The 25,807-nt window shown below is 71.5% G+C and carries 25 protein-coding genes, 2 tRNA genes and 1 pseudogene; 21 read left to right on the forward strand and 7 right to left on the reverse strand.

The window, feature by feature from the left end; genetic code table 11:
* Both DEJ09_RS18025 and DEJ09_RS04635 read left to right on the forward strand, forming a co-directional pair.
* Positions 1-461: pseudogene (locus DEJ09_RS18025) on the forward strand (hypothetical protein); the annotation flags it as partial.
* On the forward strand, positions 446-1,414 hold the full coding sequence (locus DEJ09_RS04635; protein WP_146245669.1) for a glycoside hydrolase family 16 protein: 969 nt from the start codon (positions 446-448) through the stop codon (positions 1,412-1,414). The pseudogene DEJ09_RS18025 and the gene DEJ09_RS04635, both read left to right, overlap by 16 nt.
* A 68-nt stretch (positions 1,415-1,482) precedes the next feature.
* On the opposite strand, the gene DEJ09_RS04640 is transcribed toward DEJ09_RS04635, so the two are convergent.
* From DEJ09_RS04640 to DEJ09_RS18030, 4 genes are all read right to left on the reverse strand, one after another.
* The gene (locus DEJ09_RS04640) at positions 1,483-2,694 is read right to left on the reverse strand and encodes a glycosyltransferase family 4 protein (RefSeq protein ID WP_181433263.1); all 1,212 of its coding nucleotides are present in this window, start codon (positions 2,692-2,694) and stop codon (positions 1,483-1,485) included.
* Positions 2,691-4,202: a lipopolysaccharide biosynthesis protein gene (locus DEJ09_RS04645; protein ID WP_111087772.1), complete on the reverse strand. Its 1,512-nt coding sequence runs from the start codon at positions 4,200-4,202 to the stop codon at positions 2,691-2,693. The genes DEJ09_RS04640 and DEJ09_RS04645 overlap by 4 nt, the downstream gene beginning before the upstream one ends.
* Positions 4,199-5,173 (reverse strand): beta-1,6-N-acetylglucosaminyltransferase, encoded by a 975-nt coding sequence (locus DEJ09_RS04650; protein WP_111087773.1) that lies wholly within the window; start codon positions 5,171-5,173, stop codon positions 4,199-4,201. Before DEJ09_RS04650 ends, DEJ09_RS04645 begins: the two co-directional genes overlap by 4 nt.
* A 114-nt stretch (positions 5,174-5,287) precedes the next feature.
* On the reverse strand, positions 5,288-5,461 hold the full coding sequence (locus DEJ09_RS18030) for a hypothetical protein (RefSeq protein WP_181433264.1): 174 nt from the start codon (positions 5,459-5,461) through the stop codon (positions 5,288-5,290).
* Between the two features lie 158 nt (positions 5,462-5,619).
* On the opposite strand from DEJ09_RS18030, the gene DEJ09_RS04655 reads away from it, so the two are divergent.
* Positions 5,620-6,936, forward strand: a complete 1,317-nt coding sequence (locus tag DEJ09_RS04655) for a glycosyltransferase family 2 protein (RefSeq protein WP_111087774.1) — start codon at positions 5,620-5,622, stop codon at positions 6,934-6,936.
* Between the two features lie 102 nt (positions 6,937-7,038).
* Here DEJ09_RS04655 and DEJ09_RS04660 read toward each other — a convergent pair whose 3' ends face one another.
* Complete coding sequence (locus DEJ09_RS04660) at positions 7,039-8,367, reverse strand: glycosyltransferase (protein WP_071405684.1); 1,329 nt, start codon at positions 8,365-8,367, stop codon at positions 7,039-7,041.
* A gap of 191 nt (positions 8,368-8,558) precedes the next feature.
* Between DEJ09_RS04660 and DEJ09_RS04665 the strand changes: the two genes are divergently transcribed.
* The 7 genes from DEJ09_RS04665 (at position 8,559) to DEJ09_RS04695 (ending at position 14,853) form a co-directional block, all read left to right on the forward strand.
* On the forward strand, positions 8,559-9,098 hold the full coding sequence (locus DEJ09_RS04665; protein ID WP_181433265.1) for an RICIN domain-containing protein: 540 nt from the start codon (positions 8,559-8,561) through the stop codon (positions 9,096-9,098).
* Between the two features lie 246 nt (positions 9,099-9,344).
* Entirely contained in the window at positions 9,345-10,628 is a 1,284-nt protein-coding gene (locus tag DEJ09_RS04670; protein ID WP_111047108.1) for an ABC transporter substrate-binding protein, read from the forward strand.
* Between the two features lie 104 nt (positions 10,629-10,732).
* Positions 10,733-11,758, forward strand: a complete 1,026-nt coding sequence (locus tag DEJ09_RS04675; protein ID WP_111087776.1) for a carbohydrate ABC transporter permease — start codon at positions 10,733-10,735, stop codon at positions 11,756-11,758.
* Positions 11,759-11,823: 65 nt separating this feature from the next.
* Positions 11,824-12,666: a carbohydrate ABC transporter permease gene (locus tag DEJ09_RS04680; protein ID WP_258373800.1), complete on the forward strand. Its 843-nt coding sequence runs from the start codon at positions 11,824-11,826 to the stop codon at positions 12,664-12,666.
* A 5-nt stretch (positions 12,667-12,671) separates the two neighbouring features.
* Complete coding sequence (locus DEJ09_RS04685; RefSeq protein WP_111087778.1) at positions 12,672-13,169, forward strand: hypothetical protein; 498 nt, start codon at positions 12,672-12,674, stop codon at positions 13,167-13,169.
* A gap of 21 nt (positions 13,170-13,190) precedes the next feature.
* Complete coding sequence (locus DEJ09_RS04690; RefSeq protein WP_111087779.1) at positions 13,191-14,207, forward strand: LacI family DNA-binding transcriptional regulator; 1,017 nt, start codon at positions 13,191-13,193, stop codon at positions 14,205-14,207.
* 10 nt (positions 14,208-14,217) lie between these two features.
* Entirely contained in the window at positions 14,218-14,853 is a 636-nt protein-coding gene (locus tag DEJ09_RS04695; protein WP_111087780.1) for an MBL fold metallo-hydrolase, read from the forward strand.
* Positions 14,854-14,988: 135 nt separating this feature from the next.
* On the opposite strand, the gene DEJ09_RS04700 is transcribed toward DEJ09_RS04695, so the two are convergent.
* Positions 14,989-15,894 (reverse strand): DUF72 domain-containing protein, encoded by a 906-nt coding sequence (locus DEJ09_RS04700; protein WP_111087781.1) that lies wholly within the window; start codon positions 15,892-15,894, stop codon positions 14,989-14,991.
* A 103-nt stretch (positions 15,895-15,997) separates the two neighbouring features.
* On the opposite strand from DEJ09_RS04700, the gene DEJ09_RS04705 reads away from it, so the two are divergent.
* The 5 genes from DEJ09_RS04705 to DEJ09_RS04725 all read left to right on the forward strand — a co-directional run bounded on the left by DEJ09_RS04705 (position 15,998) and on the right by DEJ09_RS04725 (position 17,717).
* Positions 15,998-16,073 (forward strand) — tRNA-Glu (locus tag DEJ09_RS04705).
* 33 nt (positions 16,074-16,106) lie between these two features.
* A tRNA-Glu gene (locus tag DEJ09_RS04710) sits at positions 16,107-16,182 on the forward strand.
* 106 nt (positions 16,183-16,288) lie between these two features.
* Entirely contained in the window at positions 16,289-16,729 is a 441-nt protein-coding gene (locus tag DEJ09_RS04715) for a CrcB family protein (protein WP_111087782.1), read from the forward strand.
* A complete protein-coding gene (gene crcB, locus DEJ09_RS04720) occupies positions 16,726-17,115 on the forward strand; it encodes a fluoride efflux transporter CrcB (protein WP_111087783.1) in 390 nt (129 codons plus the stop codon). Before DEJ09_RS04715 ends, crcB begins: the two co-directional genes overlap by 4 nt.
* Positions 17,112-17,717 (forward strand): histidine phosphatase family protein, encoded by a 606-nt coding sequence (locus tag DEJ09_RS04725; RefSeq protein ID WP_027465908.1) that lies wholly within the window; start codon positions 17,112-17,114, stop codon positions 17,715-17,717. Before crcB ends, DEJ09_RS04725 begins: the two co-directional genes overlap by 4 nt.
* 325 nt (positions 17,718-18,042) lie before the next feature.
* On the opposite strand, the gene DEJ09_RS04730 is transcribed toward DEJ09_RS04725, so the two are convergent.
* Positions 18,043-19,110 carry an FUSC family protein gene (locus tag DEJ09_RS04730; protein ID WP_111087784.1) on the reverse strand — a complete coding sequence of 356 codons (1,068 nt, stop codon included), beginning with the start codon at positions 19,108-19,110 and terminating at the stop codon, positions 18,043-18,045.
* Positions 19,111-19,312: 202 nt separating this feature from the next.
* Between DEJ09_RS04730 and leuC the strand changes: the two genes are divergently transcribed.
* From leuC to DEJ09_RS04760, 6 genes are all read left to right on the forward strand, one after another.
* Positions 19,313-20,770 carry a 3-isopropylmalate dehydratase large subunit gene (gene leuC, locus DEJ09_RS04735; protein ID WP_111029137.1) on the forward strand — a complete coding sequence of 486 codons (1,458 nt, stop codon included), beginning with the start codon at positions 19,313-19,315 and terminating at the stop codon, positions 20,768-20,770.
* Positions 20,770-21,366, forward strand: coding sequence for a 3-isopropylmalate dehydratase small subunit (leuD, locus tag DEJ09_RS04740; protein WP_111023957.1), 597 nt, complete (start codon positions 20,770-20,772; stop codon positions 21,364-21,366). The genes leuC and leuD overlap by 1 nt, the downstream gene beginning before the upstream one ends.
* Complete coding sequence (gene murA, locus DEJ09_RS04745; protein ID WP_111023958.1) at positions 21,366-22,733, forward strand: UDP-N-acetylglucosamine 1-carboxyvinyltransferase; 1,368 nt, start codon at positions 21,366-21,368, stop codon at positions 22,731-22,733. Before leuD ends, murA begins: the two co-directional genes overlap by 1 nt.
* Before the next feature lie 80 nt (positions 22,734-22,813).
* On the forward strand, positions 22,814-23,563 hold the full coding sequence (locus DEJ09_RS04750; protein WP_258373786.1) for a 1-acyl-sn-glycerol-3-phosphate acyltransferase: 750 nt from the start codon (positions 22,814-22,816) through the stop codon (positions 23,561-23,563).
* A 79-nt stretch (positions 23,564-23,642) separates the two neighbouring features.
* On the forward strand, positions 23,643-24,656 hold the full coding sequence (locus DEJ09_RS04755; RefSeq protein WP_031259730.1) for an NAD(P)H-dependent glycerol-3-phosphate dehydrogenase: 1,014 nt from the start codon (positions 23,643-23,645) through the stop codon (positions 24,654-24,656).
* Positions 24,657-24,715: 59 nt separating this feature from the next.
* Entirely contained in the window at positions 24,716-25,798 is a 1,083-nt protein-coding gene (locus DEJ09_RS04760) for a D-alanine--D-alanine ligase family protein (RefSeq protein ID WP_111087786.1), read from the forward strand.
* Positions 25,799-25,807: the final 9 nt, after the last annotated feature.

Here is a 25,807-nt window from a genome sequence, read left to right on the forward strand (position 1 = left end):
CCCCGACGCCGACTCCCACCCCGACCCCCACTCCGGGCCTGCGGGACGTCACCGGCTCGGCGACCCCGACGGCGATCGCCGACAACCCGGCCGACGGCCAGACCGTCGCGAAGGCCGTCGACGGCGTGGTGTCGGGTCACCCGGTCGACCACACCGCCGAGTGGGCCGTGCCCTGGGGACGGACCGGCATCTGGATCCAGCTCGACTGGGCCACCCCGGTCGCGCTCCAGCGCATCGTCCTGCACGACCGTCCGAACAGCGACGACCAGATCACGAGCGGCACGCTGACGTTCTCGGACGGCAGCCAGGTCGCCGTGGGCGAGCTCCCGAACGACGGCAGCGCCCGGACGGTCGACTTCACCGCCCGCAACGTCACCTGGGTGCGGTTCACCACCACCGGGGTGTCGAACAGCACGATCAACGTCGGTCTCTCGGAGGTCCGCGCATGGACAGCTGGATGACCCCGGACGATGACGGCCCCCGCCCCGTCGCCGAGCAGTCGGCCGCCGCGCACGGCGCCCCACCCGCGCACGGCTTCGGCACCTCCCGTCACCGCACGCCGCTCCGGACACGGGGACGACGGGTCGCGATCGTGGCCGCCGCCCTGGTGGTCGCGGTCGGTGCCGTCGCCGCGGCGACCACCGGCACGACGTCCGTCGGCCCCGGACCCAGCGGGGTCGCGATGCCGACCGGCGACGGGGACGGCTGGAAGCGGGTGTTCTCCGAGGACTTCGACGAGTCCGCCCCGTCCGGCGGGTTCGAGGCGGCCTACGACGACCGGTTCACCGTCTACCACGGCTTCGCGGACACCGCGGGGACCGGTCGGTACCAGGCGTCAACGCTGAGCGCCCACGACGGGATGCTCGACATGCACCTCCGCACGACGAAGGCGGGCACCCCGCTCGCCGGCGGGGTCGTGCCGCTCGTCGACGGACGATGGGGCGGACAGACCTCCGGCCGGTACAGCATCCGGATGAAGAGCGACGAGGTCGACGGCTACGGGGTGGCGGTGCTGCTCTGGAGCGACGAGAACGTCTGGGCGCACGGCGAGATCGACTTCCCCGAGGGTGCGCTCGGTGCGCCCGCCTGGCTCAACGTGCACTGCCTGGTCGACCCGGCCGAGAAGTGCGTCCACCACGAGACCGACGCGTCGCTGGCCGACTGGCACACGTACACGATCGAGTGGACGCCGTCGCGGATGTCGTTCCTGGTCGACGACGAGGTCGTCGGGAGCACCACACAGGACATCCCCGTCGAACGCATGCACCTGGTGGTGCAGACGGGATCCCTCGAGGGCCTGCCGCCCCGGGACGCCGCCGGGTCGTTGCTGGTCGACTGGATGACGATCGACGTGCCCGCGGACGGCGAGAACCCCCGGGCCACGCTGCCGTCCACGGAACCCACCGCCGGCTGACGGCGCCGAGCCCGGCGCAGACCGACGCCGCCGCCCGGTGCACGCAGACGACGCCGGGCCCGGCCCGGTCAGCGCCGGGCGTGTGCCAGGAGCGCCTGCAGCAGCGCGCGCACGTGCGGCTCGCGCCCGTAGCGGTCACGCACCCACGCGCGGCACTGTGCGGCGAGGGACGGGTCGAGCTCGGCGTCGTCGAGGGTGTCGAGCAGCTTCTCCGCCAGTGCGTCGGGGTCGGCCGGGTCGACGGTGTACCGCGCCCAGTCACCCGACAGGATCTCTCCGGTGCCGCCCGATGCGGCCGCGACGACGGGACGGCCTGCGGACATCGCCTCGACCACGACCCGGCCGAAGCCCTCGGGCTCGATGGACGGTGCCACCACGACGTCGGCGGCGTGCAGGAGCGGGACGACGTCGTCCCGCTCGGGGAGCACGAGCACGGAACCGGCGGGGAGCGCGTCGATCGCGGCGTGCACGGCGTCGGCTTCCTCCGGGTAGAGGGCACCGGCCAGCACGAGGAGCGGCGCGGGCGCCGTGTGACCGGCCACCGGGGGAGTGGTGACCGGCACGCGTGCCGCGGCGGTCGTGCGGACGCGGCCCCACGCCTCCAGGAGGGCGAGCACGCCCTTCGACCGGGTGAGCCGACCGTAGTAGAGCACCGTCGGGGTGTCCTCGGCGATGCCGAGTGCCGCGCGGGCGTCGTGCACCGACGCCGGGGTGGCGGCCGGGAACGCGTCGGTGTCGACGCCGTTCGGCACGATCGTGATGCGGTCGGTCGGCACGCCGGACGCCGCCCAGGCGCGCGCCATCGCGTGCGAGACGGCGAAGTAGCGGGTACGGCCGCCGGCGATCGGTCCGAGCCGCCGGTAGTTCGGCGCGTGGTGCAGGTGCACCGCGAGCGGGACGCCGGAGACGAGCGACGCGACCCGGCCGAACGGCAGGTACTCGGGGCGGTTCAACCAGAGGACGTCGAGGTGCGATCGTCGGATCCGCAGCCCCTCGCGGGCGAAGCGCCAGGCGTCGCGGAGCGCGGTGGTGATGCCGAACCGGTAGTCGGTGGCCTCCACCAGCTGCACGCCCATCGCCTCGTAGGGCGGCGGGCCCTCGGCGGCGCGCGGGGACTGGGCGTTCCGGTGCCAGACCTCGACCTCGTGGCCGGCGGCGACGAGCTCGCGGGTGTCCTCGAGCACGCAGCGTTCGAGTCCGCCGGTGATGGCGAGTCCGGTCACCAGCACGCCGACGCGGAGTCGGCGGGTGCCGTCGGTCGCAGTCTGTCGCGGTCTCACGAGACACCACCCCTTGCGGTCTTCAGTCGGCGGAGGAACCAGGGGAGGCAGGCGACCACCCCGGCGATGCGGACCCAGTTCCAGAGCACGTCCTGCGGCAGGAGCAGGGACGCGGCGGCCACGACGAGCGCGGCGAGGGTCGTCAGGACGATCCGGGCTCCCGGTCCGCGCCACTCGCGGCGGTCGGGCAGGGCCAGCAACTGCATGGCGGCCAGGATCGCGTAGGCGACGACGGTGGCGAGGCCCGCGCCGGCGATGCCGAGCACGGGCACGAGCACGAGGTTCGCGCCGATGTTCACGGCGCCGGCGATCGCGGCGATGACGCCGACGGCGACACCGCGGCGTTCGACCAGCAGCAGGCGTCCGGTCGCACCGCTGGCGACCACGGGGAACGCGGTGATCGCGACGACGAAGACGACGACGGAGAGCTCCTGCACGCGGTACGACGCCGGGGCGAGGATCGGCAGCGCGACCGGTGACACCAGGGTCACGGCGAGCAGGACCGGTCCGAGCATCTTGTACAGCTCGTCGCGGGAGTGCATGGCGAGCTGCCGGCGGGCGACCGGGTCGCGGAGGGCGGCGAAGTGCGGCGCCCAGGCCTGGTTCGTGAAGGTCAGGAGCAGGATGACGGCCGAGCCGACGACGTAGGCGATCTGGTAGCGGGCCACCTCGTCCGGGCCGAGCAGCCGCTGGACGACGATCCGGTCGCCGGCGTTCAGCACGAAGTACGACAGGTTGCCGAGGGCGATCGGCACGCCGAGGCGGAACGCCCGGGCGGTGGTCTTGCGGTCGAACAGGCCGGCGAGACGCGGGCGGGTCGCCGCGATGCCGATGACCATCGCCACGCCCTGGGCGACGACGCCGCCCCACGCGTAGGTGGTCGCGTCGGCCTGCACCCAGGTGAGGAGCCCGAGGCCGATGACCGAGCCGCCGATCGAGGACAGCAGGCTCGTGACCGCGAAGACCCGGATGCGGTCCTGGGCGACGAGCAGCGCGAGGGAGATCTGCACGATGGCGGCCGGGCCGGTCCAGAGCACCGCGACGAGGAGCAGCGGGTGGTTGCCGACGAAGCCGGCGGCGTCGGCCCAGACCGGGATCGTGGTGAGCGCGGCGACGGTGACGACGATCGCGGTGACCATGCCGACGGCGAGCAGGCCACGCGCCCGGCGGTCGTCGCCGTCCTCGGCGCGCTGCAGTACCGACGCCTGGTCGATGCCGAGCACGGCCAGCACGACGAGCGCCTGGTACAGGGCGATGGCCGAGGCGAGGACGCCGAACTCGGCCGGCGGCATGAGGTGTGCGAGCACCGGGGAGATGAGCGACGAGACGACGAGCTGCATCGACCAGACGACGACGTACAGCAGGCCGCGGCCGAACAGGACGGAGGCGCCCTTCCGCACCGCGACCGACCCGGTGTCGAGCGACTCGGGCACGGCGGCGACGGGGACGGGCGCCCCAGCCTCGCGCGCTGCGCGGGCCTCACGGCGGGTCTGCGGGGGGAAGCTCACGGCGCGACCACCGCTGCCGCATCCTGCCGCGCCGACGCGGACACCGACCCCGACCCCGACCCCGACCCCGACGCCGTCGCCGTCGCCGCGCCCTGGCGCAGCCCGAAGGCCGCGTCCACGACGTCGAGCAGGTCACCGCTCCGGTCGGTCGAGAACTTCCGTGCGAACAGGTGCTGCACCTCGACGTCCGCGTCCGTCCGACGCTCGAGCAGCTGCCCCGCGTCGGCGACGGTCAACCACGGCGGGCTCTTCCGGGCCGTGCCGTCCCACCCGATCCACCAGAGCGGCTGGGAGACGTGCTCGTCGGCGAACCCCGGCGTCAGCGCCGGCGAGTTGAGCACCGACGGCACGAAGGTCTCGTCGGCGATCCAGGTGCGGTGCCAGAACCGGACCAGGTCGGGGCGCTGGTCGACGGTGTCCACGACGGCGGCGGCGTGCCGGCGGGCGAGGACCTTGAGCTGTGAGCCCCCGGCGAAGGAGACGTTCGCCGGCACGCGGCGGGGGACCGGCAGCCGGAGCATGTGCTTCCGCCACGCCCAGTGCCGGAACCGGATGCGGGAGATGCCACCGTCGCGGCCCCACGGTGCGAACGGCAGCGGGTTGACCGAGATGAACGACTCCTCCCGGTGGGCCTCGAGCAGGGCCGTGATCTCGGCGGGGTTCGCGAGCGGGTAGTCGCTGCCGGTCAGCACGGCCACGTGCGAGGCGTCGGTCTCGGCCAGGGCGGCCCGGTAGCCGGACACCTCGGCGGCGACGTTCTCCCATCGGGCCCAGCCGGTCCGGATGCGGGGGAGCAGCCGGACGCGGTCCGGCAGCCCGTCGGTCATGGCGCGGAACACCGTCTCGGGGGTGCGCGCGTCGCAGTGCATGAACACCGGGAACGGGTCGAGCGCCTCGACGAGTCGGCGCACGTGTGCCGGGTCCTCGTGGGCGAGGACGATGCACGCGGGAACCGCGGGGGAGATGGCCATGGACGCGACGCTAACCGCGCCGTTCCGGGGCCGACAAGGCGACCCGTGCCCGTCTGCGGGGAAGCGGCGGTTTCCCGCACCGCCCCCGATCGGTCAGGGCTCGAAAGCGTCGGATCAGCGCTTCTTGCGGAACTTCTGGCAGTCGCAGAGGGCGCAGTCCGTGCCTGGACGGTAGTGCTCGTGGGCGTCCTGCAGGTGGCCGCAGACGCAGGTCACGGCGTCGACCACGAAGACGCTCTGTTCCGAGGGGAGCACGGCGCCGAGCTCGTCGGTGGGGCCCATCGACATGCGTCCTCCTCGTGCCCGGCGTGCTGCCGCCGAGTCGTCCTCACGATCCTACCGTCCGGGGAGTGTGTACTGGCGGCAAACCGCAAGTCGGACGACCGTCGCCGCAACCGCGGGCGGCCGCCGTTGACCCCGCAGCAGGCCCACCGGAGCATCGGACCATGACCGACCAGCAGGCCACCACCACCCGCGTGCTCACGCTCACGCCCGCGATGCCGTCCCCGGACGTGCCCGCCTGGGCCGGCGCGGCCTGGGTCGGCGCCGTCGACCGGCAGGAGGCGCTCGCCGCGTCCGCCGTCGAACTCGCCGGTGCCACCGGCTTCCGCCGCGCCCGCCTGCTCGTCCGTGACGGACGCGAGATCGCCGGGTTCGTCGACGTCAGTGTCGACGCGGACGGCGGCGTGGACCCGGCCGAGCTGGGACCGGCCCTGCGCGCGCTGCGCACCACGGGCCTCCCGACCGCCCCCGCGGGGACGCCGGTCGGGCGCATCTCCGTCGTCATCGGCACCCGCGACCGGCCGGACGACCTGTGCCGCTGCGTGCGCTCGGTGCTCGCCTCCGAGCACGACGACTTCGAGGTCCTGGTCGTCGACAACGCGCCCACCACCACCGCCACCCGCGACGTGGTCACGTCGCTCGCGGACCCGCGCCTGCGGTACGTCCTGGAGGCCCGACCCGGCGTCTCGCGCGCACGGAACGCCGGACTCGCCCTCGCGTCCGGGGCCGTGGTCGCCTTCGTCGACGACGACGTGGTCGTCGACCGGCACTGGCTCGCAGCGCTCGCCGACGCGTACGCCCGCGACGCGGACGTCGTCTGCGTGACCGGCCTCGTGCCCAGCGGCGAACTCCGGACCCCCACGCAGCGGTACTTCGACGAGCGCGTCACCTGGGCGCGCAACACCGACCGCCGGGTGTTCCGCACGTCGGCGCCGCCGGCCGACCTGCCGCTGTTCCCGTTCTCCGTGGGCGCGTTCGGCACCGGGGCCAACATGTCGCTCCGCCGCTCGGCCGCGCTCGCCCTGGGCGGGTTCGACGTCGCACTCGGCCCGGGCACCCTGGCCCGCGCCGGCGAGGACCCCGACCTGTTCACCCGGGTGCTGTTCTCCGGCGGCGCGCTGGCCGTGGAGCCCTCGGCCGTCGTCTGGCACAAGCACCGGCCGGACCGTGCGGCGCTGCGCTCGCAGGCGCTCGGCTACGGCACCGGCCTCGGCGCGTGGGTCGCGAAGCTCATGCTCCGACCGCGCACCGCACTGGCCGTGCTGCGTCGGGCGGTCGGGGCGCTGCGGCAGCTCGGCGCGCTCGGACAGGGCGCCGGTGCCGACGCCGACCAGGTGTCCGCCGCGGTGGACGCCGTCGGCGGGTGGCCGGTCGACGACGCGTTCCGCGAGGCGACGGCCGGCCTCAAGCGCGTCGAGCTCGTGGCGGCGCTCGGTGGCCCGTGGCGGTACGTCGTCGGGCGGTCGCGGCGCGGGTGGTGACCGCGCTCCGCGTGCACGGCACGCACCGGACGGACGGGAGGCCCGTGGCGACGCTGCCACGGGCCTCCCGTCCGTCCGGTGCGGACGTCTCCTGCACGCCGCCTACGGGCGGAAGCGGCCCTCTTCGACCTCGCGCCAGAACCGACGGCTGCGGAAGTACGCCGCCGGACCCGCCGGGAAGCCGCGGAACTCGTGGTACGCCAGCGAGCGCGGGATCCGGGTCGTGGAGGCCTCGGTGATGCTCTCGGCCGCGGCGTCTCGCCGGCCGGCCAGTCGTGACACCAGCTGCTTCAGCTTGATCTTGCCGGCGCGGGGCATCAGCCGCGCGAGCACGAGCGCGTGCCGGCGGTCCTTCGCGATGAGCTCGCACATCAGCGCCGTGAACCCGACGCCGTTCGAGTGGAGCTGCCCGTGCAGCCCGGCGAGGTCCTGCCGGTGCCGGTGGTGCACGACCGCACGGGGTTCGAAGCCGATCCGGCCACCGCTCCACAGGATGTCGATGAAGATCGCCAGGTCCTCGCCACCGCGGGCGGGCACACCGGCACCGAGCACGGGGTCGAACCCGCCGACGGCGTCGAACGCCGACCGTCGGACCGCCCAGTTCGCGCCGGCCCCGTAGCCGCCGATGCCGTACACGGCGAAGTGCTTCTGCACCGAGCCGTCGGGTCGGACGGCCCGGGCCTGCGCGTGACGCATGACCCCGGGGACGTCGTCCGGCACGATCGTCACCGGCTGGAAGGTGCGCTCGCCGCTGAAGCCGCCGTAGTACGCCTCGTACCAGATCTGCGCGGGGGTCTCGAGCTCGACGGGCAGGATCATCCCGGTGACCGCGGCGACCTCGGGCTCGCGGACGAAGCGCGTGCCGATGGACCGGAGCCACTGTGCGTCCACCCGGACGTCGTCGTCCGTGAACGCGATGATCTCGCCGTGCGCCGCTGCGACCCCGGCGTTGCGGCCGGCGGAGCAGCCCGGACGGCGTTCGGTGACCAGCCGGACGTCGCGGCCCTCGAGCAGCCCGGGCAGGGCGTCGACCTCGGGCAGCTTCACGCGGTTGTCGACGAGGATGACCTCGTACCGCGGGTAGTCGAGGTGCTCGAGGAAGTCGAGCAGCTTCCGGATGTCCTCGACCCGGGTGACGATGGTCGACACGACGATCGAGATGAGCGGGAGCTCGAGGTCGGGGATCGGGGTCTCCGTCGCACCGGAGGTCCGTGCGAGGCCGTCGACCAGGGGCGCCATCGCGCGGGCGGCGTCGGCCGGGTCCGCGGTGAGCAGCACGTCGAGGGTGGTGACGGGGAAGCCGTCGCGGTAGCCGACGACGAGCGCGGAGGAACCCGACTCGTCGGCGACCAGGCGCGGCAGCGGAGCGTCGAGGTCGACGCTGACGACCCGACGGGGGCCGGGCACGGTGACGGAGGAGTGCAGGGTCATGGTCGGGACGCTACGACCGCCCGCGGTGTCCGGACAACGGACCGGACCAGCAGTGGCGGGGTTCGTGCGGGGTTCCGCAGCGGCGAAGCTGTGAACATCTTCAGTCAAATGAGGGCGTGCCGTGGGGCATGAAGGAGTGGGATGAAGTTCGGGGGGCGGTGTGTCTCCTGCGTGGTTCAAGGGAGAAGCACATGACTAAGCGCACGCGACGAGTCCGTTTCGCGGCCCTGGTAGTTGCCGCGATGGCAGCGGTGGGTGTGGTCGTACCGGCCCAATCGGCGTCGGCCTCGGTAAGGACGTACTACTACCAGCTGACTCGTCTCAGTTCCACCGGTACGAAGTTGTGCCTCACCTCTACCGGCAAGGGGGCGGCGGTAATTACGACCACGTGCGCCAACACCAAGGCGCAGCAATGGTTCCAGCTTGCCTACGGCAACGTGATCGTGCTCACCAACGTCGCGAGCGTCTCGAAGACTTCAAAGAGCTACGTTCTAACTTCGGACTCGCAGAGCGCTGGCGCGAAGTTCACGATGCAGCCTGTTGATGGCAGCGCAAGACAGCAATGGAGGTACGGGCTGGCAGCCAAGAACAACGGCTTTGTCAACGCTTCGTCGGGGCGTGTGATGGCCGCCGGTACGCTCCAAGTGGGACGACGGGTCATAATTGCCAAGTCCCAGGACGGCGGCTATCTCCAGGCATGGTCGGATTACGGCGCCGGCACCTACAGCTGAGCGAGTTCGCCTCTCTTCGAAGGCGCCTTCTTCACGGCTTGTGAGGGCGCCTTCGTTGTGGGCGCTCACCCAGGAAGCCACGGGAACCTCATGGGTCACGCTCAGGTCACGGAACCGATGCAACCGGTTGCGCTCCCGCCGGACCGGGCGTAGCTTCCTCCACCAGCAGGCAGCGGCGCCTGCTCCAGGGCAGTGTCGTCGAACCCGATCGATGCCCCCTGGTGATCTCAACGAGGAGACAACGCTGTGAAGACAACACGCTCCAGGGTGCGGTTCGCATCCGTTGCCGGGGTCGCCGTCATCGGCCTCGTGCTCACCGGCTGCTCGAGCGGGAGCTCCGGCGCCGGATCGGACGACGCCAAGAGCGGCCAGGACAGCCGCGGCCCCATCACCTACGTGCAGGGCAAGGACAACTCGAACGTCGTCCGCCCGCTCATCGCAAAGTGGAACAAGGCCCACCCGGACGAGAAGGTCACCTTCAAGGAACAGTCCGACCAGGCCGACCAGCAGCACGACGACCTCGTGCAGCACTTCCAGGCGAAGGACGAGAACTACGACGTCGTCGATGTGGACGTCGTCTGGACCGCCGAGTTCGCCGCGAAGAGTTGGCTGACGCCGCTGACCGGCGACATGGAGATCGACACCTCGAAGCTCCTGCCGTCGACGGTGAAGACCGCGACCTACAACGACACCCTCTACGCCGCCCCGCAGACCTCGGACGGCGCGCTGCTCTACTACCGCAAGGACCTCGTCAAGACGCCTCCCACCACGTGGAAGGAGATGATGGACGACTGCAAGATCGCGAAGGACGCCGGCATCGGCTGCTACGCGGGGCAGTTCGCGAAGTACGAGGGACTCACCGTCAACGCCTCCGAGGCGATCAACGGCTCCGGCGGTTCGGTGCTCGGCAGCGACGGTGCGCCCGACGTCGACACCGACAAGGCGAAGGCCGGCCTGCAGAACCTGGTGGACGCGTTCGAGGACGGGAACATCCCGGCCGAGGCGATCACCTACCAGGAGGAGCAGGGCCGCACCGCGTTCGAAGCCGGCAAGCTGCTGTTCCTGCGCAACTGGCCGTACGTCTACAGCCTCGCCAAGACCGACGGCTCGTCGAAGGTCAAGGACACCTTCGGCATCGCGCCGATCCCCGGTGCCGACGGCGTCGGTGCCTCCACGCTCGGCGGACACAACGCCGCGATCAGCGTGTACTCGAAGCACAAGGCCACGGCGCACGACTTCCTCGAGTTCCTGACCTCGGACGAGACGCAGAAGTTCTTCGCAACCCAGGGCTCGCTCGCGCCGGTCGTCGGTGACCTGTACACCGACCCCGAGCTGACGAAGCAGCTGCCCTACCTGCCGACGCTCCTGAAGTCGATCGAGTCGGCGGAGCCGCGCCCGGTCACGCCGTTCTACCCAGCGGTCACGAAGGCGATCCAGGACAACACCTACGCGGCGCTCAAGGGATCGAAGTCGGTCGACGAAGCCATGAAGGACATGCAGGACGCCCTCAAGTCGGCGACCAGCAGCTAGCGGCGCACGCCGCTTGATGGACGGGAGGCCCGTGGCGGGTCCGCCACGGGCCTCCCGTCCGCCCCCTACTTGCGTTCCGACACCCCCGGCAAGGAGGCCGACACGTGTCAGCAGCAACCGAGATCCCCGCAGCCATCCCCAACCCGACGGGCACGGAACCGAAGCGCCGGCGGCGCAAGGGCGGACTCAACGCCGAGCACGGCCGCTGGGCCGTGTACCTCATCGGCCCGACGATCCTGCTCCTCGCGATCGTCATCGGCTACCCGGTCGTCAGTGCGATCATCCAGTCCTTCCAGCTCGACCAGGGCCTCGACAAGGCCACGCAGCTGTTCGTGGAAGGCGGTTTCGCCGGCATCACGAACTACGCGCACTGGCTCGGCCAGCAGTGCGGCAACGTCACCTGCCCGCCCGGCAGCCTCGGCTCCCAGTTCTGGGTGTCGATGGGCAACACGTTCTTCTTCACGGTCGTCACCGTGGCGTTCGAGACGGCCATCGGCGTGTGGATGGCGATCATCATGAACCGCAACTTCAAGGGCCGCGCGCTCGTCCGTGCCGCGATCCTGGTGCCGTGGGCGATCCCGACCGCCGTCACCGCGAAGCTCTGGTACTTCATCTTCGACGCGAACGGCGTCCTGAACCACGTCCTCGGGCACCAGATCCTGTGGACGAGCGGTGAGTGGTCCTCACGGTGGGCAGTCATCATCGCGGACACCTGGAAGACCACGCCCTTCATGGCACTGCTCATCCTGGCGGGGCTCCAGCTGATCCCGGAGGAGGTCTACGAGGCCGGCAAGATGGACGGCGCCTCGACGTTCCAGCGTTTCGTGCTCATCACCCTGCCGCTCATCAAGCCCGCGCTGATGGTCGCGATCCTGTTCCGCGTGCTCGACGCGCTGCGCATGTACGACCTGCCCGCGATCCTCACCGGCGGTGGCGGTGGTTCCGGCAACGCCACCACGACCCTGTCGATCCTGGTCGTCGAACAGATCCGGCAGGGCTTCAACTCCGCGTCGGCCCTGTCGACCATCACGTTCCTGGTGATCTTCATCGTGGCGTTCGTCTTCGTCCGGTTCCTCGGCGCCAACGTCGTGCAGACGCAGGCCGCCCAGCAGAAGGGTGAACTCAAGTGACCCTCGCAGCAGACCGCCCCCGGTCCTCCGCAGCAGCACGCGACCGCGCCGTCGACCGCACCGAGGTGCGCGTGCGCCGCGACACCGGGCCGCGCATCCGCACGGCCGTGCAGGCGATCGTCATCGCCGTGTGGTGCCTCCTGCCGTTCTACTGGATGGTGGTCACGAGCTTCCGCGACGTCGGGTTCACGTTCGACGCCACCCCGTGGCCGACGCACGTCACGCTCGACAACTACGCGACGGCGTTCTCCACGTCGCTCGGCAACCACCTCGGTCGGGCGCTCGCGAACAGCCTGCTCATCGGTGGGGTCGTGACGATCATCGCCCTGCTCGTCGGCACCACGGCGGCGTACGCCCTCGCCCGGCTCGAGTTCCGCGGCAAGTCGCTCATCGCCGGCGCGATCCTGGCCGCGTCGATGTTCCCCGGCGTCGCCCTCATCTCGCCGCTGTTCCAGCTGTTCACCGACATCGGGTGGATGGGGTCCTACCAGGCGCTCATCCTGCCGAGCATCTCGTTCGTGCTGCCGCTGACCGTGTACACGCTCGCGTCGTTCTTCCGCGAGATGCCGTGGGACCTCGAAGAGGCAGCCCGCATCGACGGGTGCACCCGGGTGCAGGCGTTCCGGCGGATCATCCTGCCGCTCGCGGCGCCGGCGGTGTTCACCACGGCGATCCTGGCGTTCATCTCGAGCTGGAACGAGTACCTCATCTCCTCGCAGCTCTCGAGCGACGCGACGCAGCCCGTGACAGTCGCGATAGCAGGCTTCCAGGGAAGCGTTCCGCACCAGGAGCCCTACACGGCGGTCATGGCCGCCGGCACGATCGTCACGATCCCGCTGGTCATCCTCGTGCTGATCTTCCAGCGGCGCATCGTGGCGGGGCTCACCGCCGGCGGCGTGAAGGGCTGACGACCATGGCCCAGCGCGGACCCACCCGTCCCACCGCCCACATCGAGGAGTCGATCGGCTTCGTCGGGATGTTCGGCGTCCTGTTCCTCGGCGTCACGGTGTTCTGCGAGCTCACCGGGCGACCGGCGCTCGGCTGGGCGCTCACCCTGCTCGTGTGCGTGCTCGGCGTCGTCGCCCTGGACCGGTGGCGGGTCGCCGTCCTCCGCCGGACCGCACCGCAGGACGGCACGGGTGCGTCCGTGCCCCGGGGCGTCGGTGCTGCGCCCGCGGTCGCCCCGGTGCACACGTCGGTCACCGACCCCACCGGTCGCCGACCCCGACCCGGCGCGGACGGACGGGTGCACCAGCACGCCGGCTGGGACGAGGTCGCACCGGCTGCACGACGGCCGGCGCGCCCCGCACGGGTGCCGCAACGCCGGGCGGACCGCGGCGTGCCCGCGGTGACGGCCCGACGGGGTGGACCCGACGCACCGGCGGACGTGACGCACGGCACGGACGGCTGACGGGCCTCCCGGGTCGCACCGATGGGGATCCAGGAGATCGCGACCGTCACGGGGCTGTCGAAGTCCACGGTGTCGCGGGCGCTCCGCGGCATGTCGAACGTGGCCGACACCACGATCGAGCAGGTGCAGCGGGTCGCCGACGAACTCGGGTACGTCCCGAGCTCGGCGGCGGCCGGCCTCGCCACCGGGCGTCAGCGCGCCGTCGGGGTGGTCGTGCCCGTCATCGACCGCTGGTTCTACGTGAAGGCGCTCGGCGGTGTCGACGCGGAGCTCCGCCGGTCCGGGTACGACCTGGTCCTCTACAACCTCGGCGGCCCGGGCGGCGACCGTGACCGGGCGTTCCGGCGCTCGATGCTGCGCCACCGCGTCGACGGCCTCGTCCTGCTCTCCCTGGTGCTCGACGCCACCGAACGAGCCGAGCTCGAACTCAGTCGGCACCCCATGGTCGTCATCGGCGGCCCGGCACCGGGCCTGCGGAACGTGGGCGTCGACGACCGCGAGGTCACCCGGATAGCGGTCGAGCACCTGCACGGCCTCGGCCACCGGCGCATCGCCTACGTCGGCGGGCAGGACGAGGCCGGCATGAACGTCGCCGTGCCGCACCTGCGACGGGACGGGTTCCTCGACGCCGTGCGGTCGTCGGGACAGGCCGTGCCGGAACGGTGGTCCCTCGACGGCCGCTTCTCGTTCGCCGGCGGGACCGCCGCCGGGGCCGTGCTGTTCGCCGAGCCGGCGTCGGAGCGACCGACGGCGGTGCTCTGCGCCTCGGACGAGATGGCCCTCGGTGTCCTGCTCGCCGCACGCCGAGTCGGACTCGCGGTCCCGGAGGACGTGTCCGTGATGGGGATCGACGGCCACGAGTACGGCTCGACCGTCGGACTCACCACCGTCGCGCAGGACCCGGTGGCCCAGGGACGCACCGCTGCACGGGCGGTGCTCGCCGAGGTCGACGGCGGTGTCGCCGGCCCGATCGCGGCGGCACCAGCGCACCTGGTCGTCCGCGCGACCACGGGCCCCCGCCCGCAGGGTCCCGCGTAGGGTCGCCCGCATGGAGGTCACCAAACTCGAACACGCCTGCCAGGTCATCACCGAGGGGGACGCCCGCCTGGTCCTCGACCCGGGGAACTTCACCCGACCGGTCGACGCGTCCGGGGTCGTCGCCGTCGTCGTCACGCACGAGCACCCGGACCACGTCACCCCCGAGCAGGTCCGGCGCATCCTCGACGCCAACCCCCGTGCGGTCGTCATCGGACCGGAGGGCGTGCGCGCGGCGCTCGCCGAGGCGGGTGTCACGGTGGACGTCGTCACGGACGGCGACCACCGGACGGTCGGCCCGTTCACGCTCACCTTCCACGGCACGCGGCACCAGCTGATCCACTCCTCGGTGCCGATCGTCGACAACACCGGCATGCTCGTGAACGGCCGGCTGTTCCACCCGGGCGACTCCTACACGGACCCGGGCGTCCCGGTCGAGGTCCTCGCGGCACCCGTCGGGGCGCCGTGGCTCAAGGTCGCCGAGATGATGGACTACGTCGCCGCGATCGCGCCGTCCCGGGCGTACCCGATCCACGAGGCCACCCTGTCCGAGGTCGGCCTCGGCATGCACACGGGGCGGCTCCGCGAGGCCGTCGAGCCCGCCGGGTCGCTCGTCGTGCTGCGTCCGGGGGAGTCGCTGACGCTCTAGGGCTGCGTTGCGTTGCGCTGCGCTGCGCTGCGCTGCGCGGCCTGGAGGCCCGTGGCGGCGCCGCCACGGGCCTCCTGTCCGTCACCGAGTGAGCAGAACGCGACGGGTCGCGTCCACGCACCCGGCTTCTGCTGCTCACCGGTCGGGCGCCCGCCGACGCAGTCGCGCCGCGACCAGGCGGTCGAGCGCCAGGGCGTCCCACGGAGCGTGCCGCTCGGCGTCGTTGTCGAAGTACACGTAGACGTCCCGACCGGCCTCGGCGTGCTCGAGGACCGTCGTCGCCCACCCGCCGAGTGCCTGGGGCGAGTACCCGTCGTGGTAGGTCCGGGGTGCGCCGTGCAACCGGAGGTACGCGAGTGGTGCCCCGGTGTCCGCCCGGAAGCGGGGGAAGTCGCCGGCGTGCGAGTCGACCAGGGCGATGCGGTGTCGGCGCAGCACGTCGAGGTGCTCGTCGCCGAAGCCGGCGGCCCGGACCTCGAGCGCGTGGTCGATCGACCACGCCGGTTCCTCGGGCACCACGAGACCGTCCGGTTCGCCGGGGACCTTGTCGTCGTGGTGGCGAGCGAGCTCAGCGGCGGCACCGTGCGTCCGGGGGAGCAGCCCGAGGAACGCGTCGAGCACCTCCGGCGTCGGCAGCAGGCGCTCGGGCAGCTGCCAGAGCACCGGCCCGAGGGTGTCCCCGAGCTCCAGCGGACCCGAGGCGAAGAAGTTCGCCAGCGCGGTCTCGACGTTCCGCAGCCGCAGCATGTGCGTGACGTACCGGCCGCCCTTGACCGCGAACCGGAACGGCTGCCCGCCCGAGGCCGCACGCCACGCCCGGTAGCGCGCCGGGCGCTGCAGCGAGTAGAAGGATCCGTTCAGCTCCACCGTCGGGAACCGCGACGCCACGTGCTCGAGCCACCGCCGCTTCGCGAGGCCGTCGGGGTAGAAGTCCCCACGCCAGCCGTCGTACTGCCACCCGGACAGGCCGATCCGCACCGTGGCCGACGGGCAGCCGCTCACGTGTCTGGCCCGGGCGATCGCGTCCTGGTCGGCCGTCATCGATCCACCGTATGCCTGCTCCGACATGGCGGCACACCCGGGCGACACGCCCCGTTTTGGTGCGGATGCGAGCCTTGTGCAATACTTGTCGAGTTGTCGGAACGGCCCCATCGTATAGCGGCCTAGTACGCTGCCCTCTCACGGCGGTAACGCGGGTTCGAATCCCGCTGGGGTCACCACAGGTGACATGCTCCGAGTCCGACAACAGCCGCGGCCCCATCGTATAGCGGCCTAGTACGCTGCCCTCTCACGGCGGTAACGCGGGTTCGAATCCCGCTGGGGTCACCAGCACGCAAACCCCCGTCCAGCTCCGGCTCGGCGGGGGTTTCGTCGTCTCGGCTAGCCTGGATCGTCCCCGTCATCCGGGGAACGATCGCCTCGCGACGGGAGCACGATGCACGCCGAACGCCCACCGCACCTGCGCTGGAGGCTCGTCGCCCTGGTCGCCCTCGGCGGCGCGATCGGGACGGCCGTCCGCGCACTCCTCGCCACGGCGTTCCCCGCGGACGACGGGATCAGCTGGACCATCCTCGGGATCAACGTCGTCGGGGCGTTCTGCCTCGGGTTCCTGCTCGACGCGCTCGCACGCCGCGGGCCGGACGTCGGTCGTCGTCGCGCGGTCCGGCTGTTCGTCGGCACCGGCGTCCTCGGCGGTTTCACGACCTACAGCACGCTCGCGGACGACACCGCGCAGCTGCTCGACCTCGGGCGCTGGACGGCGGGCACCGGATACGCGCTGCTGTCGGTCGTGCTCGGACTCGCCGCGGTCGTCCTCGGTCTGTGGGTCGCCGCCGCCACCCGGCCCCGCACCGAACCCCGAGAGGACGCCCGATGAGCCCGGTCGAACTGATCCTGGTCGCCGTCGGCGGGGGAGCCGGCGCCGCGCTGCGCTTCGTGCTCGACGGGCTCGTCAAGGGCCGCGTCGCCGGTACCCGGTTCGCCGGGTTCCCGGTCGGGACCCTGCTCATCAACGTGTCCGGATCGCTCGTGCTCGGGGTCCTGACGGGCCTCGGGCAGGCCGGCACCATCCCCGCCTCGACGGTCGCTGTGCTCGGGACGGGCATGATGGGTGGGTACACGACGTTCTCGACGGCGAGCGTCGAGACCGTACAGCTCCTCCGATCCGGCAAGACCCGGCTCGCCGTCCTGAACGGCCTCGGGATGCTCGTCGTCTCGGTCGGTGCAGCTGCGCTCGGCCTCTGGATCGGAAGGAACTCATGACCTCGGAACGCCCCGGCGAACTCGTCCTCGTCCGTCACGGAGAGACGGAGTGGTCGAAGAGCGGGCAGCACACCGGCCGCACCGACATCCCGCTCACCGACAACGGTGTCGAGCAGGCGAAGCGCGCGGGCCGGTACCTCGGGGACCGGTCGTTCGCGCTGGCGCTGTCGAGCCCGCTGCAGCGCGCCCGCGACACCGCGCACCTGATCGGCGTCGAGCCGGAGCTCGACGAGGACCTGTACGAGTGGGACTACGGCGCGTACGAGGGCCTCACCACCCCGCAGATCAAGGTGCTGCGCCACGGTCCGTGGGACCTCTGGACCGACGGGGTCCCCGCTGGCGACACCCCCGGTGAGAACGCCGCCGAGGTCCGGGTCCGCGTCGAGCGCATCCTGAACCGTGCCCGTCCGGTGCTCGCCGAGGGCCACGATGCGGTGTTCATCGCCCACGGCCACGTGCTGCGGGCGCTCGGTGCCGCGTGGATCCGGCTCGCGCCGCAGGACGGCGCCGTGCTGAAGCTCGGCACCGCCTCGGTCAGCATCCTCGGCTACGAGCACGGCCGCCCCGTCATCGACGCCTGGAACATCCAGCCGCGCGACTGACGCTGTGGTGGGGAGGACGGGCTCGCGAAAGCGACAGATCCACGGCACGCGGTGCCGTCCCGTCCGCGAGGGCGACAGATCCCCGCGGTTGTTCCGCAGCGATCTGTCGCTTTCGCAGGACGCGGTGGTCGCGACCACGGACGGACGGGAGGCCCGTGGCGGCGCCGCCACGGGCCTCCCGTCCGCCGTCCGCGCACGTTCCTTCCCCTGTCACGCGCGATGGCAGACGGAATCGGGCGTTCCAGGTCGGAAGGAACGACCAGGTACGCCCGATTCGACCAGGTACGCCCGGGTCGACCAGGTACGCCCGGAACGACCGGGCGCGTCAGACGGTCCGGATCGCGCTCGTCGCACCCAGGGCACGGCCACGCCGGCGCTCGATCGCACGCCCGACGAGCAGCAGCCCCACGCTGACCACGGCACCGAGCACGGTCTGCGCGATGCGGTCGAGCGCCAGCAGCTGGGGTGCCTCGGGGAGGCTCAGCCACGAAACCGCCAGGGCGAGCGGGGTGAGGAACAGCAGGCACACGGCGTAGTTCCGGGCGACGAAGATCTCGGCGAAGAACTGCCCGACGACGGCCAGCACGACGATCCACCACGCCGACGGCTCGAGCAGCAGGATGCCGACCGCGATCACGGTGCCGCCGATCGTGCCGACCACACGCTGCCCGGCGCGGACCACGGTGTGCCGCTGCCGGATCGCCGGCAGGGTCGAGACCACCGCGATGACCGCCCAGTAGGGGTGCCCGAGCCCGGGGATCGACTCCGCGACGGCCCCGGCGACGAGTGACCCGACGACGTTGAGCCCGACGGTCTCCCACAGCGCCGGTGTCCGCAGGACCGCGAGCGACCGGTGCTTGCGGTCGGCCAGCGGGCGGAACCGGTGCGGGGCGTGCGGGTGGAACACCCGGCGGAGGACCGCACCGGACATCGCGACCAGCCAGGCCCAGACCACCGAGCAGACGATGATCGTCGTGACGAGCGGGACGTCCGCCGGGCGCATCGGCACGAGCGCGGACACGACGAACGCGAACACCGGGAAGATCGGCTGCGCGGGGATCGCCCGGAGCGTGGAGAGGGTGCAGACCGCGACCACCAGGACGACGACGAGACCCACGGCCTGCAGCCAGAGCGGCGACCCGACGAGCCCGACCCCGATGCCGGCGAACATGCAGAGTGCCTGCAGCGCACCCGCGACGCCGGTGGTGACGGCACGCTGCCGGTAGGGCTCGGTCGCACCGAAGATGGCGGTGAACCCGGCGAACATGGCGAAGGCGGCGTACCCCGGCATGCCGAGGGCGATGAGCAGCGCGAGCGGTGCGCCACCGGCGATCGCGGCGCGTGCCGCGCCCTCGAGGTTGATGGTCCGGGTCGAGTGCGCAGGTGTCGTCATGTCGTCACCATCTTCCCACCGCGACAGGTGTCGGGGAGTCGCCACGGGCCTCCAGGCTGTGTCGCCACGGGGTGACGGGCGTGCGACGGCGGGGTGACGGACCCGTGGCGGGCGGGGTGCCGCGCGTTGGTATACCAATGGTAGAGTCGCCTGATCGCGCCGCGGTCGCGGCGCAACGACGAGGACGAGGAGGGCTGAGCTCATGGGAAAGACGCTCGCCGAGAAGGTGTGGGACGACCACGTCGTGGTCAAGGGCGAGGACGGCAACCCCGACCTCCTCTACATCGACCTCCACCTCGTGCACGAGGTGACGAGTCCGCAGGCGTTCGACGGCCTTCGGCAGGCCGGGCGACCGGTGCGTCGCCTCGACCTGACGATCGCGACCGAGGACCACAACACCCCGACGCTCGCCATCGACCGCCCCATCGCGGACCCGACGAGCCGGATCCAGATCGAGACCCTCCGTCGCAACTGCGAGGAGTTCGGCGTCCGGCTGCACTCCCTGGGCGACAAGGAGCAGGGCATCGTCCACGTGGTCGGTCCGCAGCTCGGCCTGACCATGCCCGGCATCACCGTGGTCTGCGGCGACTCGCACACCAGCACCCACGGCGCCTTCGGCGCGATGGCGTTCGGCATCGGCACGTCCGAGGTCGAGCACGTCCTCGCCACGCAGACCCTGCCGCTCAAGCCGTTCAAGACGATGGCGATCACGGTCGAGGGCACGCTGCGCCCGGGGGTGACGGCGAAGGACATCATCCTGGCCGTCATCGCGAAGATCGGCACCGGCGGAGGCCAGGGCTACGTGCTCGAGTACCGCGGCTCCGCGATCCGCGCCCTCTCGATGGAGGGCCGCATGACGATCTGCAACATGTCGATCGAAGCCGGTGCCCGCGCCGGCATGGTCGCCCCCGACCAGACCACCTACGACTACGTGCAGGGCCGCGACCACGCGCCCACCGGCCAGGACTGGGACGACGCCGTCGCGTACTGGGAGACCCTCGCCACCGACGACGACGCCGTCTTCGACGCCGAGGTGTTCATCGACGCGGACGAGCTCGAGCCCTTCGTCACCTGGGGCACGAACCCCGGCCAGGGCGTCTCGCTGTCCGAGAGCGTGCCGGACCCGGCCGCCTACAGCGACCCGAACGACCAGGCCGCCGCACGCCGCGCCCTGGAGTACATGGACATCACCGCCGGCACCCCGATGAAGGACATCGCCGTCGACGCGGTGTTCATGGGGTCCTGCACGAACTCGCGCATCGAGGACCTGCGGGCCTTCGCGTCGATCATCAAGGGCCGGCAGAAGGCGCCGGGTGTTCGGGTCATGGTGGTTCCGGGCTCCGCGCGCGTCCGGCTCGAGGCTGAGGCTGAGGGGCTCGACGTCGTCATGAAGGAGTTCGGCGCCGAGTGGCGGTTCGCCGGCTGCTCGATGTGCCTCGGCATGAACCCGGACCAGCTGGCCCCGGGGGAGCGCTGCGCGAGCACCTCGAACCGCAACTTCGAGGGGCGCCAGGGCAAGGGCGGCCGCACGCACCTGGTGTCGCCGCTCGTCGCCGCGGCCACCGCGGTGCGCGGCACGCTGTCCAGCCCGTGGGACCTGGAGACCGACGACGAGATCGCGGCGGCGACGTCCGCCACCGCCACCGAGGGGACCTTCTGATGGACAAGATCACCACCGTCACCGGCATCGCCGCGCCGCTCAAGCGGTCGAACGTCGACACCGACCAGATCATCCCCGCCGTCTACCTGAAGCGCGTCACCAAGACCGGCTTCGAGGACGCCCTGTTCTCCGGGTGGCGGCAGGACCCCGACTTCGTGCTGAACCAGGAGCGCTACCAGGGCGCCCGCGTCCTGATCGCCGGCCCCGACTTCGGCACCGGGTCGTCCCGCGAGCACGCTGTCTGGGCGCTCCGTGACTTCGGCTTCTCGGTCGTGATCTCGCCCCGGTTCGCGGACATCTTCCGGGGCAACGCCGGCAAGCAGGGCCTGGTCACCGCGATCGTGACCGAACCGGAGGTCGAGCGCCTGTGGGCCGCCATCGAGGCGAATCCGGGCATCGAGGCGACGGTCGACCTCGTGACGCAGCGCGTGTCGCTGGGGGATGTGGACGTCCCCTTCGAGATCGACGCTTACACTCGTTGGCGGTTGATGGAAGGGCTCGACGACATCGGGCTCACCCTCCGTGACGAGACCTCGATCACGGAGTTCGAATCCCGCCGCTCCAGTTGGCGGCCGAAGACATTGCCGGTGAAGTAGTGAACTCTCTCGTACAGGACGCAGCGGCCGCAGGGGCGCGCGTGGGCCTCAAGTCGGACGAGATCGTCATCCGCGGGGGCAAGCCGCTCGTGGGACGCATCGAGGTCCGTGGGGCGAAGAACCTCGCGACCAAGGCCATGGTGGCGTCGCTGCTCGGTGACACCCCGTCGATCCTCCGTGACGTGCCGGACATCTCCGACGTCAAGGTGGTCCGCGGGCTGCTCGAGGTGCACGGCGTGCGCATCACCGATCCTGCACGAGGCGAACTCATCCTCGACCCGTCGCGGGTCGAGTCGGCGCACTTCGCCGAGATCGACGCGCACGCCGGGTCGAGCCGCATCCCGATCCTGTTCTGCGGTCCGCTGCTGCACAAGCTCGGCGAGGCGTTCATCCCCGACCTCGGCGGCTGCCGCATCGGCGACCGTCCGATCGACTTCCACCTCGACGCCCTCCGCGCCATGGGTGCGGTCGTCGACAAGCAGGTCAACGGCATCCACCTGACTGCCCCGGACGGCTTGAAGGGCGCCTCGATCGAGCTGCCGTACCCGAGCGTCGGCGCGACCGAGCAGGTCCTGCTCTCGGCGACCCTCGCCAAGGGCGTCACGGAGCTGCGGAACGCCGCGATCGAGCCCGAGATCATGGACCTCATCGCGATCCTGCAGAAGATGGGCGCCATCGTCTCGGTCGAGCCGAACCGCGTCATCTTCATCGAGGGCGTCGAGTCGCTCCGCGGCTACACGCACCGCGCGATCAACGACCGCAACGAGGCCGCGAGCTGGGCCTCCGCCGCGCTCGCCACCAACGGCGACATCTTCGTCGAGGGCGCGAACCAGCAGGAGCTCATGACGTTCCTCAACGTCTTCCGCAAGGTCGGCGGCGGGTTCGACATCCAGGAGGACGGCATCCGGTTCTACCGCGAGCTGGACACCCTCAAGCCCGTCGTCATCGAGACCGACGTGCACCCCGGCTTCATGACGGACTGGCAGCAGCCGCTCATCGTCGCGCTGACCCAGGCCGACGGCCAGAGCATCGTGCACGAGACCGTCTACGAGAACCGCTTCGGCTTCACCGACGCCCTGAACGAGATGGGTGCCGACATCGTCGTGCACAAGGAGGGGCTGCCCGGCCACGACCGCCGTGTCGCCCGCCGCCCGTTCGAGCAGGCCGCCGTCATCACCGGTCCGACGAAGCTGCACGCCGCCAACGTCCGCGTCCCCGACCTGCGCGGCGGGTTCAGCCACCTCATCGCGGCGCTGACCGCCGACGGCGAGTCGCACATCACCAACGTCGGCATCATCAGCCGCGGCTACGAGCACTTCATCCCGAAGCTGCGCAAGCTCGGCGCCGACTTCGACTTCGCTGGGTAGGCACAGTGCCGGCAGAAGGAAAAGGCGACGGTCTGGAGGCCCGTGGCGGCTCCGACGCGCAGGTCGCGACCGGTCTCCCCGTGCGTGGGCGCCGGTGGCGCCGCGGTGAGCTGAACACCGCGTTCCGGATCGTCGCCTCGATCGTCATCCCGACGTTCCGGTTCTCGGCGCGCTACCACTGGCACGGCCCGAACCGCCTGCCGGCCGAGGGCGCGTTCGTGCTCGCACCGAACCACTTCACGAACATCGACCCCCTGGTCGTGGGCACCGCCGTGTACATCTCGAAGCGGGCGCCGCGGTTCCTCGCGAAGGCGTCGCTGTTCAAGGTGCCGGTGGTCGGCAAGCTCATGTCCGGCATGGGGCAGATCCCGGTCGAGCGCTCCGGCCGGACGCGCCTGAGCGACCCCCTCGGTGGCGGCCGGTCCCTGGTCGAGCAGGGCGGGGCGATCATCGTCTACCCCGAGGGCACGCTCACCCGCGACCCCGACCTGTGGCCGATGCGCGGCAAGACGGGTGCGGTGCGGATCGCGCTCGAGAACGACGTGCCGCTCATCCCGATGGCCCACTGGGGCACGCAGAACATCATGGTCAGGTACGGCAAGAAGCTCCGGCTGTTCCCGCCGTCCCGCGTCGACGTCATCATCGGTGACCCGGTCGACCTGTCGGCGTACCGCGGTCGGCAGATCGACCAGCAGATGCTCGGCGAGGCCACCGAACTCGTCATGCGCGAGATCACCGCGCTGCTCGAGGTGCTCCGTGGCGAACGGGCACCCGCGACCCGCTGGGACCCGGCGGCGAACAACCAGAAGGAGACCGGCCGGTTTGAGTGACCTCCGACCCCACGACGACCGACCCGACCCCGCCGCCGCGGCTCCGGGGGCCTTCGACACCGCCGCGATCCGGGTGGTCATGCAGTCGACCGACAAGCCCCGGGTGGCCGTGATCGGTGCCGGCAGCTGGGGCACCACGTTCGCGAAGGTGCTGGCCGAGGGTGGTGCGTCCACCGTGGTGTGGGCCCGACGCCCCGAGGTCGCCCGCGAGATCACCGAGACCAAGCGCAACTCGGACTACCTGCCCGGCATCAACCTGCCCCGTACCCTGACCGCCTCGACGTCCCTCGAGCGCGTGCTCGACGGCGCCTCGCAGGTGTACGTCTCGGTGCCCTCGCAGACCCTGCGCTCGAACCTCGCCGCGATCCGCGAGCTGCTGCCCGCGGACGTACCGGTCGTCAGCCTGATGAAGGGCGTCGAGAAGAGCACGGGACTGCGGATGAGCGAGGTCCTGCTGCAGGGCCTCGGCATCGACCAAGACCGCATCGCCGTGGCCAGCGGCCCGAACCTGGCGCTCGAGATCGCCCGTCGGCAGCCGACCGCCGCCGTGGTGTCGTCGTCGTCGCTGGAGACCGCCACCGACGTCGCCGCCGTCGCGACGAACCCGTACTTCCGGTCGTTCATCAACACCGACGTCATCGGCACCGAGTTCGGCGGCGTGCTGAAGAACCTCATCGCCGTCGCGATCGGCATCGTCGACGGGGTCGGCTACGGCGAGAACACCAAGGCGTCGATCATCACGCGCGGCCTCGCCGAGATGACCGACTTCGCGGTGTCGCTCGGCGCGCAGTCGTCCACGCTGTCCGGGCTCGCGGGCCTCGGCGACCTCATCGCCACGTGCCAGTCGCCGCTGTCGCGGAACAACACCGCCGGGCGGTTGCTCGGCCAGGGCTACCGGTTCGACGAGGTCGTCCGCCAGATGAACCAGACGGCGGAGGGGCTGGCCTCGGTCGCCCCGATCCTCGAGCTGGCCGCGGCGAACGGCGTCGACATGCCCATCGTCAGCCAGGTCGGCGAGGTCCTCGCCGGTAGGCTCGATCCGCGCAACATCGCGCCGCACCTCACCGAGACCGACGAGCCGCAGGGCGAGTGACCGGTCCCGCACCGAGTCACGAAGGGACTCCCGTGCCCACGATCCCCGAGGGAACCCCCATGCCCAGGACCACCGTCGCCGTGCTCTTCGGCGGTCGCTCGAGCGAGCACGAGATCAGCTGCGTGACCGCCGGCGGCATCATGGACGTCGTCGACCGGGCCGAGTACGACCTCGTGCCGATCGGGATCACCCAGGACGGTGCCTTCACGCTGCAGTCGGACGACCCGGCGCAGTGGACCATCCGCGACGGCGCGCTGCCGACCGTTCCCGACAACGGCACGCGGATCGCGTTCCCGACCTCGCCGGCCACCAACGAACTCGTCGTGTCCCACCCCGACGGCACCGTCACCGCGATCCCGGTCGACGTGGTGTTCCCGATCCTGCACGGCCCCTTCGGCGAGGACGGCACGATCCAGGGCCTGCTCGAGATCGCCGGGCTGCCGTACGTCGGCGACGGCGTGCTCGCGAGCGCCCTGGCGATGGACAAGCACGTCGCGAAGGCCGTGCTCGAGCACGCTGGGCTCCGCGTCGCACCGTGGACCACGGTGCTCCGCCGGCAGTGGGCGGCCGACCCCGTGGACGTCGCCGAGACGATCGCCGCCCACGGCTGGCCGCTGTTCGTCAAGCCGGCCCGCGCCGGGTCGAGCATGGGCGTCTCGCGCGTCGACGAGCCCTCGCAGCTGGGTGCCGCCATGGACCTGGCGTTCGAGCACGACTCCAAGGTGATCGTCGAGCCCCGTGTGGTCGGCCGCGAGGTCGAGGTCGCCGTGCTCGAGGGCCGTGACGGTGTGCCGCGCACGAGCCTGCCGGGCGAGATCGTGGTGGCCGAGGACGGCTTCTACGACTTCGCGTCGAAGTACCTGGGCGGCGACGAGTCGCTGCTCTGCCCGGCACCGCTGACCGACGACGAGACCGACGAGATCCGCTCCATCGGTGCCCGCGCGTTCGAGGCCATCGGTGGGTCCGGGCTCGCCCGTGTCGACTGCTTCCTGACCGATGACGGCTTCGTCGTGAACGAGGTCAACACGATGCCGGGCTTCACCCCGCTGTCGATGTACCCGCGCTGCTGGGCGGCGTCGGGAGTGTCCTACGGCGAGCTGATCACGGAGCTCATCGAGCTGGGTCGCGCCGCCGTCCGCTGACCAGTTCGG

The organism is Curtobacterium sp. MCLR17_055 (assembly GCF_003234305.1).
GTDB classification, from domain to species: Bacteria; Actinomycetota; Actinomycetes; order Actinomycetales; family Microbacteriaceae; genus Curtobacterium; species Curtobacterium flaccumfaciens.